10 protein-coding genes are annotated in these 9,233 nt (G+C 70.6%); 7 read left to right on the top strand and 3 right to left on the bottom strand.

Annotated features, from left to right (window positions below; translation table 11 throughout):
• The 7 genes from ABYX71_RS08375 to lipB form a co-directional block, all read left to right on the top strand.
• Nucleotides 1–780: penicillin-binding transpeptidase domain-containing protein (locus ABYX71_RS08375; RefSeq protein ID WP_372696045.1), on the top strand; the 780-nt coding region annotated here is incomplete at its 5' end.
• Nucleotides 777–1,874 carry a rod shape-determining protein RodA gene (gene rodA / locus ABYX71_RS08370; protein WP_372696044.1) on the top strand — a complete coding sequence of 366 codons (1,098 nt, stop codon included), beginning with the start codon at nt 777–779 and terminating at the stop codon, nt 1,872–1,874. The genes ABYX71_RS08375 and rodA, both read left to right, overlap by 4 nt.
• Nucleotides 1,874–2,857, top strand: coding sequence for a lytic murein transglycosylase B (gene mltB, locus ABYX71_RS08365; protein WP_372696043.1), 984 nt, complete (start codon nt 1,874–1,876; stop codon nt 2,855–2,857). The genes rodA and mltB overlap by 1 nt, the downstream gene beginning before the upstream one ends.
• Before the next feature lie 19 nt (nt 2,858–2,876).
• Complete coding sequence (locus tag ABYX71_RS08360; protein ID WP_372696042.1) at nt 2,877–3,698, top strand: septal ring lytic transglycosylase RlpA family protein; 822 nt, start codon at nt 2,877–2,879, stop codon at nt 3,696–3,698.
• Nucleotides 3,699–3,788: 90 nt separating this feature from the next.
• Entirely contained in the window at nt 3,789–4,934 is a 1,146-nt protein-coding gene (locus tag ABYX71_RS08355) for a D-alanyl-D-alanine carboxypeptidase family protein (RefSeq protein ID WP_372696041.1), read from the top strand.
• Nucleotides 4,935–4,938: 4 nt separating this feature from the next.
• Nucleotides 4,939–5,814, top strand: a complete 876-nt coding sequence (locus ABYX71_RS08350; RefSeq protein ID WP_372696040.1) for a D-amino acid aminotransferase — start codon at nt 4,939–4,941, stop codon at nt 5,812–5,814.
• On the top strand, nt 5,811–6,443 hold the full coding sequence (gene lipB, locus ABYX71_RS08345; protein WP_372696039.1) for a lipoyl(octanoyl) transferase LipB: 633 nt from the start codon (nt 5,811–5,813) through the stop codon (nt 6,441–6,443). The genes ABYX71_RS08350 and lipB overlap by 4 nt, the downstream gene beginning before the upstream one ends.
• A gap of 99 nt (nt 6,444–6,542) precedes the next feature.
• Here the strand turns inward: lipB and ABYX71_RS08340 are convergent, their stop codons facing one another.
• From ABYX71_RS08340 to ABYX71_RS08330, 3 genes are all read right to left on the bottom strand, one after another.
• The gene (locus ABYX71_RS08340) at nt 6,543–7,742 is read right to left on the bottom strand and encodes an FAD-dependent oxidoreductase (RefSeq protein ID WP_372696038.1); all 1,200 of its coding nucleotides are present in this window, start codon (nt 7,740–7,742) and stop codon (nt 6,543–6,545) included.
• Complete coding sequence (locus ABYX71_RS08335) at nt 7,739–8,953, bottom strand: FAD-dependent monooxygenase (protein ID WP_372696037.1); 1,215 nt, start codon at nt 8,951–8,953, stop codon at nt 7,739–7,741. Before ABYX71_RS08335 ends, ABYX71_RS08340 begins: the two co-directional genes overlap by 4 nt.
• Nucleotides 8,950–9,233, bottom strand: a 284-nt coding sequence (locus tag ABYX71_RS08330; protein ID WP_372696036.1) for a M24 family metallopeptidase, incomplete at its 5' end; no start/stop codon positions are given. The genes ABYX71_RS08335 and ABYX71_RS08330, both read right to left, overlap by 4 nt.

Below are 9,233 nucleotides of genomic sequence, written 5' to 3'. Positions count from 1 at the left end.
TGTCCGGGGTGGTACACGCTGGGCACGTCGCCGCGTCGGTACCGGTGCTGGCAGCGGCATGGCCACGGGCGGGTCGATCTGCTGGAGGCGGTGGCGCAGTCCTGCGACGTGTATTTCTACGACCTGGCCTTCAGGCTCGGCATCGACCGGATACACAAGGAGCTGGAGCCGTTCGGCTTCGGCCGGCGCACGGGCATCGACCTGCCAGGCGAGCTGCCGGGCATCCTGCCGTCGCGTGACTGGAAGCGCCGGGCACGCGGTGCGCCGTGGTATCCGGGAGAGACCCTGATCGCCGGCATCGGGCAGGGGTACAACACCGCGACCGCGTTGCAGTTGGCGTACGCAACGGCTCAGTTGGCCAGTCGCGGGTCGACGCCGCCGCCGCGATTGGTGGCCGCCCCGGTCGCGCTGGCCTTCGAGGATCGTGTGTCGGGCCCCGTGGCGGACGCCGGGCAGTGGCAGACCGTGATCGATTCCATGCGCGCCGTGGTGGCACCGGGCGGCACCGCTCACCGCGCCTTTGCCGATGCGCCGTACGTGACCGCCGGAAAGACCGGCACGGCACAGGTGTTTTCCTTGGCGCAGAACAGCGAGGATCGCGGTCGTGACGCGCCAAAGCACCTGCAGGATCACGCGCTGTTCATCGCCTTTGCGCCTGTCGAGGCCCCGCGCATCGCGGTGGCGGTCATCGTCGAAAACGGCGGCTCGGGCAGTGCCACGGCGGCGCCGGCGGCACGCCAGGTGCTGGATGCGTGGTTTCGGCAGCAGGAGGCGCCATGAGTGACTGGCTGGGCACGCTGCGACAGTTCCATGTCGACTGGCCGTTGCTCGTCGGGTTGCTTGGGCTGTGCGGGATCGGGTTGCTGCTGGCCTACAGTGCCGGCGGCGCGGCCATGGCGTCCCTGGAGAGCCAGGGTGTGCGCGTGGCCATCGGGCTTGCGCTGGCGCTGCTGGCGGCGCAGGTGCCGCTGGGCTGGTTGCAGCGCCTGGCCGCTCCCGTCTATCTGCTGACCGTGGTGCTGCTGGTGGTGGTGGATGCCATCGGCGCCATCGGTCATGGCGCCCAGCGCTGGCTGGACCTGGGGCTGCTGCGGTTCCAGCCGTCGGAGCTGGCCAAGCTGGCGGTGCCGCTGATGGTGGCGCGCTTTCTGAGCGATCGGGCCCTGCCGCCGGCGCCGCGCGACGTGGCCATTGCGGTTGCCCTGTTGATGGTGCCGACACTGCTGATCGCGGCGCAGCCGGACCTGGGTACGTCACTGCTGGTGGCGGCGGGTGGACTGTCGGTGCTGTTCCTTGCCGGGCTCAGCTGGCGGCTCATCGGCCTGTTCGGGGTGCTGGTGGCATCCGGCCTGCCGTTGCTGTGGCTGTTCGGAATGCACGACTACCAGCGCCAGCGGGTACTCACGCTGTTCGATCCCGAGCGCGACCCGCTGGGTACCGGCTATCACATCATCCAGTCAAAGATAGCCATCGGGTCCGGCGGCTTCTACGGCAAGGGCTGGCTGGAGGGGTCGCAGACGCGCCTGCACTTCCTTCCCGAGAGCGCCACCGATTTCGTGTTCGCCGTGTTCGGGGAGGAATTCGGCTTGCTCGGGGTCATCGGCCTGTTGCTGCTGTACGGCTTTATCATCGCCCGTGCCATGCACATCGCCATGCAGGCCAGCGATGGCTTCGGCCGGTTGTTGGGCGGTGGACTGGTGTGTACCTTTTTTGTTTATGTTCTGGTCAACATCGGCATGGTCAGCGGCTTGTTCCCGGTGGTCGGAGTGCCGTTGCCCCTGGTCAGTTACGGAGGCACGTCCATGGTTACCCTGATGCTCGGATTCGGCATGCTGATGGGCATTCGTGCCCATCGAAAACTGTGGCCCGCCTGATGCGCGGCCGCACGCTCGCGTTCGTGTTGATGCTGGGCGGCACGGGGCCGGCGGCGGCGGTGCCGCTGGCGGATCATCCGCCGCTGCAGGAGCTGGTCGCGACCCTGGTGCAGGAGGACGGCTTCGAACGCGAGGCCCTCGAACACCTGTTCGCGCAGGCCGAGTTCAAGCAGAGCATCATCGATGCCATTACCCGGCCGGCCGAGAAGATGCCCTGGTCGCGCTACCGGCCGATTTTTCTGACCGAGCAGCGTATCGACGGTGGCGTCGCGTTCTGGCGCCAGCATGCCGACCTGTTGGACAGGGCGCAGGCCGAGCACGGTGTGCCGGCGGAAGTGATCACGGCCATCATCGGTGTCGAAACCCGCTACGGCGCGGTGACCGGCAGCTACCGGGCGCTCGACGCGCTGACCACGCTGGCCGTGGCCGGCATGTCGCGCAGTGCGTTTTTCGGTCGCGAACTGCGCCACTTGTTGCTGCTCGGGCGCGAGGAGCGCATCGATCCGGTCACGGTCACCGGTTCCTACGCGGGGGCGCTCGGTTTGCCGCAATTCATTCCATCCAGTTACCGCGCCTACGCGGTGGACTTCGATCAGGACGGCCACCGTGACCTGCTCCACAGCACGGCCGATGCCATCGGCAGCGTGGCCAACTATCTGCGCCGTCATGGCTGGCAGCGCGGGCAGCCGATCAGTGTGCCGGCAACGGTCACGGCCGAGGCCGCCGGCTTGGCCGATGCCGGCCTGAAGCCGGCGTTGACCCTGCAAGAGCTGCGCGCGCGCGGGGTCAGTGCCGGACACGCCGCGGACGGCGCGACGCTGAAGGCCGCGGTGATTCGTCTGGAGGGCGACCAGGGGGACGAATACCACCTTGGTTTCGACAATTTCTATGCCATCACCCGCTACAACCACAGTGCGTTATACGCCATGGCGGTAACCCAACTGGCGGCGGCCATCGGTGAGCGGAAGTCGGCGGCTCGGTGAGTCGCCGCTGAGGGTGGTCGTGCCACGCAGGGACACCGGACGACCCTGGCGTGGGGTGCCGGGTTTCGGATGTGCCGCGCTGATACTGGTGCTGGCGGTGCTTGCGGGGTGTGCCGGCCCCGGGGCGCGACGGGGGCCGGATTACCGCCAGGATGGGCCGCCGCTGCGGCCGGTCGATGTCAGCAACATTCCGGACGCCGTGCCGCGCGACGAGCCGCTGTGCCGGCCGTGCCTGCGTCCGTACACGATCGATGGCGTCGAGTACCGCCCCTTGGCCAGCGCCGCCGGGTACCAGGCGCGCGGCACCGCCAGCTGGTACGGGCGGGAGTTTCACGGCCGGCCGACGGCCAACGGCGAGCGTTACGACATGCTGGCCATGACCGCCGCCCACCCGACGCTGCCCATTCCGAGTTACGTGCGGGTCACGCATCTGGGCAATGGCCGCAGTGTGGTCGTTAGAATTAACGATCGGGGCCCGTTTCGGCGCGGACGTGTGATCGACCTGTCCTATGCCGCGGCGGCCAAGCTTGGCCTGGTCGGGGACGGCAGTGGTCCGGTCCTTGTCCAGGCGCTCGTGCCAGGCGGTACGCCGGCACCGCCGCAGCGGGCCATGACCGGCGGGGTTTACCTGCAGGTTGGAGCCTTTGGCGACGCGGACGCCGCGCAGCGGGTGGCCAGTCGCCTGCGTGCCGAGGCGCTGACGCCCGTGCAGGTGCAGGTCGAGCGCAGTGGCGGTCGGTCGTTGCACAAGGTGCGCCTGGGTCCGGTGGCGCCGTCGATGGCCGATCAGCTGACGGCACGGTTGGCTGCGTTGGGCCTGCCGGCCCTTCGCCTGCCCTGAGTGTGCCGGGACCCACCGCGTAACCGGCCCTGTAATGTGTTCTCCGGATGTCGGTGAGGCATCCGCAATTCCTCAACCTGCGACGACCTTATGCAGTTCAAATTTTCTTTCAAGGCTCCGATTCTCGGCGTGTCGTTCCTGGTCTGCAGCGTCGCTGCGGCGACGCCGGTGCCCAGCGCCCCGCAGCTGGGCGCGCGCAGTTACGTGCTTTACGACTACCACACCGGTCAGGTGTTGGTGGACACGAACGGTGAGGTGCCGCAGCCGCCGGCCAGCCTGACCAAGATCATGACGGCCTACCTCGCTTTCGACGCCCTCAAGCAGGGCGACATCAAGCTTGAGGATGAGATCACCATCAGCACCGAGGCCTGGCGCACCGGTGGCTCGCGCAGCTTCATCGATCCGGCCAAGCCGGTGCCGGTGGAAGTGTTGGTTCACGGCGTGCTGACGCAATCCGGCAACGACGCGACGTTGGCGCTGGCCCAGCACATGGCGGGCACCGAGGCGGTGTTCGCCGATCTGATGAACGCCGAGGCGCAGCGCCTGGGCCTTACCAACACCCATTTCGTCAATTCGCACGGCCTGCCGGCGGAAAACCATTACTCGAGCGCGCTGGACATGGCGCGCCTGGCCGCGGCCACCATCCGCGACTTCCCCGACTATTACCCCTGGTATGCCTTCAAGTCGTTTACCTGGAACAACATCACCCAACCCAACCGCAACCGGCTGCTGTTCTGGGACAGCAAGGTGGACGGGCTGAAGACCGGCTACACGGAGGCTGCCGGTTACTGCCTGGTGGCGTCGCGGCAGGACGAGGACATGAGGCTGATCGCCGTCGTCATGGGCAGCGACAGCGACCGCTCGCGCTTTCGCGAGGCGCAGGCCTTGTTCAACTGGGGCTTTCGGTTCTATGAGACCCACCGCCTGTTCCCGGTCGGCGAGAAGCGCACCGATGCACCGGTGTTCGGTGGCGAGCAGCGGGCGGTGCCGCTCGGTCTTGCCGAGGACCTCTACATCACCGTGCCACGCGGCCAGTACGACGAGCTGACCGCCTCGGTCGAGGTGGCGCCGCGCCTGATGGCGCCGGTGGCGCAGGGCTCTTCGCAGGGGGTGCTGCGCGTCAAGCTGGGGGACGAGGTGCTGCTCGAGCGCCCGCTGGTCGCCCTGCAGGCGGTCGAGGAAGGCGGGCTGGTCCGGCGCGCCATCGACGCGGTGCGCCTGTGGTGGCAGGAATGACGTCATGAGGGCCGCCCTGCCGGACGAGGAGCAGATCACCGTCCTGCTCGATGGCGTTTTTTTGCCGTTGTCGCAGGCACGCGTGCACCCGCTCGATCGCGGGTTTGTATATGGCGACGGTGTCTACGAGGTGATCCCGGCCTATGGTGGGCGTTACCTGCGCCTGGAGGCCCACGTGGCGCGGCTCGAGCGCAGTCTGGCCGATGCCCGCATCAAGAATCCCCACGCGGCGCGTGAATGGGTCCAGCTGTTGACCGAACTGCTCGACCGTCACGGTGGCGGCGACGCGTCGGTGTATTTGCAGGTTACCCGTGGCGTGGCGCCGCGCGACCACGCCTTTCCCGACTGTCCACCGACGGTGTTCGCCATCCCGCGGCCACTGAAGCCGGTGCCGGCGGTGCAGCTGGATCAGGGGCTGAAGGCCATCAGCTGCGCTGATATGCGCTGGCAGTGGTGCCAGATCAAGTCGATCGCGCTGCAGGGCGCCGTGCTGCTGCGTCAGCAGGCCATCGACGTGGGCGCCGACGAGGCCATCCTGCACCGCGGCCGCTGGGTGACCGAGGGCGCGGCCAGCAACGTGTTTGCCGTGATCGAAGGCGCCGTCGTGACACCGCCGCCGAGCAACTGGCTGTTGCACGGCATCACGCGTGATCTGGTGCTGGAGCTGGCGGCGCAGGTCGACCTGCGGGTCGATGAACGCCCGCTGCGCCTGAAGGAACTGCTGGTGGCCGACGAGATCTGGCTGTCCAGTTCCACCAAGGAGGTGTTGCCGGTGACGCGGCTCGACGGCGTACCCGTGGGCGATGGCCTGCCGGGTGCGGTCTGGCGCCGCGTGTGGGATGCCTACCAGGCGCTCAAGGCCGAGCTGCGCGCCCAGTGAGCGTGCTTTGCCTGCGCCGGTTGGGGCAGGTGGCGTACGCCGACACCCTGGCTGCCATGCAGGCGTTCACCGACCGGCGTGACGCCACCACCGCCGACGAGCTGTGGCTGCTCGAGCACCCGCCCGTGTTCACCCTGGGGTTGGCCGGCAAGCCCGAGCACGTGCTCGACGCCGGCGCGGTGCCGGTGCTGCGCTGCGACCGGGGTGGCCAGGTGACGTATCACGGTCCCGGCCAGGTGGTGTTGTACACGCTGCTGGACCTGCAGCGGGCCGGCCTGGGCGTGAAGCGCCTGGTCGACACGCTCGAGCAGGCGGTGATCGATCTGCTGGCGAAGTGCGGCGTTGTCGCCGAGCGGCGCGCGGGCGCGCCCGGTGTGTACGTGGCCGATGCCAAGATCGCCGCGCTTGGTCTTCGCGTGCGGCGTGGCTGCTGTTACCACGGCCTGAGCTTCAACGTGGCGATGGACCTGGCGCCGTTCGCCCGCATCAACCCCTGCGGTTACGCGGGTCTGGCGGTGACGCAGTTGCGCGACCTGCAGCCGGCGGCGGCCGATCCGGTCGTCGTTGGCGAACGTCTGGCAGGTCAGCTGGCGGCGCGGCTGGGGCGCACGCTGGTGGCGTCTGACTGACGCGCGGGGTTCGCGAAGAACTACCCGGGTCCGTGCACTGCCTGCGTTGCCGGGCCGGCCACCCCGGGCCGGCCTTCGAGCGCGGAAATTCCCGGGCAATCAGTGGTCGAAGGCGGTGTCGTCCAGTCCGCAGGCGGCAGCGGTCAAGGCGCGTTTGAGCGGTGCGGCGTGGTCGGTCAGGCGCAGTCCGGCGCCGCGCAGTGCCCGCAGTGGCGCTGCCGTGGCGCCGAACAGGCGATGCAGCGCGCCGATGGCCTGCACCACCGGCAGGTTCTGGGCGCGCCGTGTCCGCTGGTAGCGCAGCAGGCCGTCCGCGGCGCCCGGGTCGCGTCCGGCACGCAGGGCGTCGCTGACGATGCGGGCCAGCTGCGCCGCGTCTCCCAGGCCCAGGTTGGCGCCGAGCCCGGCCATCGGGTGCACCACGTGCGCGGCGTCGCCCAGCAGCGCCAGGCGCGGGCCGACGTAGCGTTCCGCCAGGCGCCCGCGCAGCGGCAGCACGGCGCGTTCGCCGACGGTCGTCACGGCGCCCAGCCGTCCCTCGAAGGCCGCCTCCAGCTCCTGTGCGAACTGCGCTTCCGGCAAGGCCGCCAGGCGGGTCGCCGCGTCCGTGGTGGTCGACCAGACGACGGCGCTGCGGCCGTCGGCCAGCGGCAGGAAAGCCAGCGGTCCGGTCGCCAGGAAGCGTTGGCGGGCGATGGCGTCGTGTGGCCTTTCGGTGCCGACATTGCACACCACCGCGCACTGGCCGTACGGCGTGTCGTGACTGGCGATGCCGGCGCCAAGGCGCAGCGGCGAGTCGGCACCGTCGGCGCCGACCAGCAGCCGCGCGTGCAGGTGGCTGCCGTCCTCCAGCCGCAGGTGGACGCCGTGCTCATCGGTGCGCCAGTCCTCGAGCCGTGCCGGTGCCCGCAGCCGCGCCGTTGGCAGGGCGGCCAGGCGTGCGTGCAGGGCGGCCACCAGGGCGCGGTTCTCGACGATGTGGCCCAGCCACGGCTGGCCGAGGTCGGCACTGTCAAAGCCGATGCGGCCGCGCGAGCCGGCATCCCACACCTGGATGCTGCCGAACGGCGAGCGATGGCTGGCCGGCACGAGTGGCCAGGCGCCCAGGTGCGTGAGCCAAGCGGCGGCCGCGGCGTGGATGGCGCTGACGCGCAGGTCGAGCGGCGCGCCGCTGGCCGCCGGCGCGGGCGGCGCCTGCCGATCGAGCAGCGTCACACGCGCGCCGGCGCCGGCCAGCGCCACGGCGGCGGCGGCGCCGGTGATGCCGCCGCCGACGATGACGACGTCGCTGTCGGTCACGGCCAGCGCCCCCGCTGCAGGGGACCCTGCGGTCCGTGCAGGCCCATGGCGCGACGCATCAGGTGCCGCTTCAGCGGCCCGCACAGGTCCAGCGCTGCCAGGGCGAGGCTGCGGGCGGCCGCCTGTGGCGGTGCCGGGTTCTCGAACAGCCGCGGCAGCCAGCCGGTGGCCAGGCGCAGGCGTCGCCAGTCGGCCTCGCGCCGGCGCTGGTAGGCGGCCAGCAGCGTGTCGGACCCGGGGTCGTCATCCGCGCGGCGTGCCCCGGCCAGCAGTTCGGCGACGGTTGCCACGTCGCGCAGGCCGGAATTGAACCCCTGGGCGGCGATCGGGTGCAGCGTGTTGGCGGCGTTGCCGATGGCCAGCAGACGCGTGCCGGTGGCCTGCGTCAGCCACTGCTCGCGCAGCGGCACGCAGCGCATCTGGTCGAGCCGGCGCACGCGTCCGGCACGCCAGCCGAGGACGTCCTGCAGCATGGGCGCGACGATGGACGGTGGCAGCGCGGCCAGGTCGGCCGCGCGCGCGTGCGGCAGTGTCCAGACCAGGGTGTAGTCACAGGCGCCGGGGGCCGGCAGCAGGGCCAGCGCCCGGCCGTCGGCGAAGCGTTCATGCGCCACGCCGTGGTGCGGGCGGTCGGTGTGCAGGTGCGCCAGCAGCACGCTGTCCGGCAGCTCGCGCTGCTGCGTGGCCAGGCCGGCCAGGCGACAGACGGCCGACCCGCTGCCGTCGGCAGCCACCAGCAGACGCGTCGTCAGCCGCTGCGGGCTGCCGTTCGCGGTGGCCAGGGTGACCTCGAGCCGCTCGCCGTCCGGGGTGATGGCCCCGACCGCCGCCGGCAGGCGCTGCACCGGGCAGTCCGTCAGGCGCGCCAGCAGCGCCCGCTGCAGGGCGCGGTCGCCGACCACGTAACCGAGTGCCGGTTCCCGCACGGCGCGGGCGTCGAGGCGGGTGACGCCCGGCCAGCCGCGCTGGGTGACGGCGATGGCGCTGATCGGTGTCGCCAGTGGCACCAGCGCCGGCCAGGCGTCGAGGCCGGCCAGGATGCGCTGGCTGCCGAGCGCCAGCGCCAGGGCGCGTCGGTCGGGCGTGTCGGCAGTCGGGTCGGGCGCCGCGTCGGCCAGGCATACCCGCAGCGCCAGCGGGGACAGCGCCAGCGCCAGGGCGGCGCCGGCCGGTCCGGCACCGGCGATCAGCACATCGCAGTCGGTCGTCATGGGCCGGCCATCAGGGCCTCGACGTCGGCCACCGTCTTGGGCACGCCGCCGGTGGTGATCTCGTGCCCGCGCCGGGTCACCACGACGTTGTCCTCGATGCGGATGCCGATGTCCCACCACTGTTTGTCGACGCCGGGCGTGCCGGCGGCGATGTACAGGCCCGGCTCGATGGTGGTGACCATGCCGGGCTCGAACACCCGCCAGGCATCGCCGAGCTTGTATTCGCCGACGTCGTGTACGTCCATGCCCAGCCAGTGGCCGGTGCGGTGCATGTACATGG

Source organism: Immundisolibacter sp., from assembly GCF_041625615.1.
Taxonomy (GTDB): domain Bacteria; phylum Pseudomonadota; class Gammaproteobacteria; order Immundisolibacterales; family Immundisolibacteraceae; genus Immundisolibacter.
The sequence above is the reverse complement of the archived record's forward strand: the minus strand, read 5'-3'. Positions and strand labels throughout refer to the sequence as shown.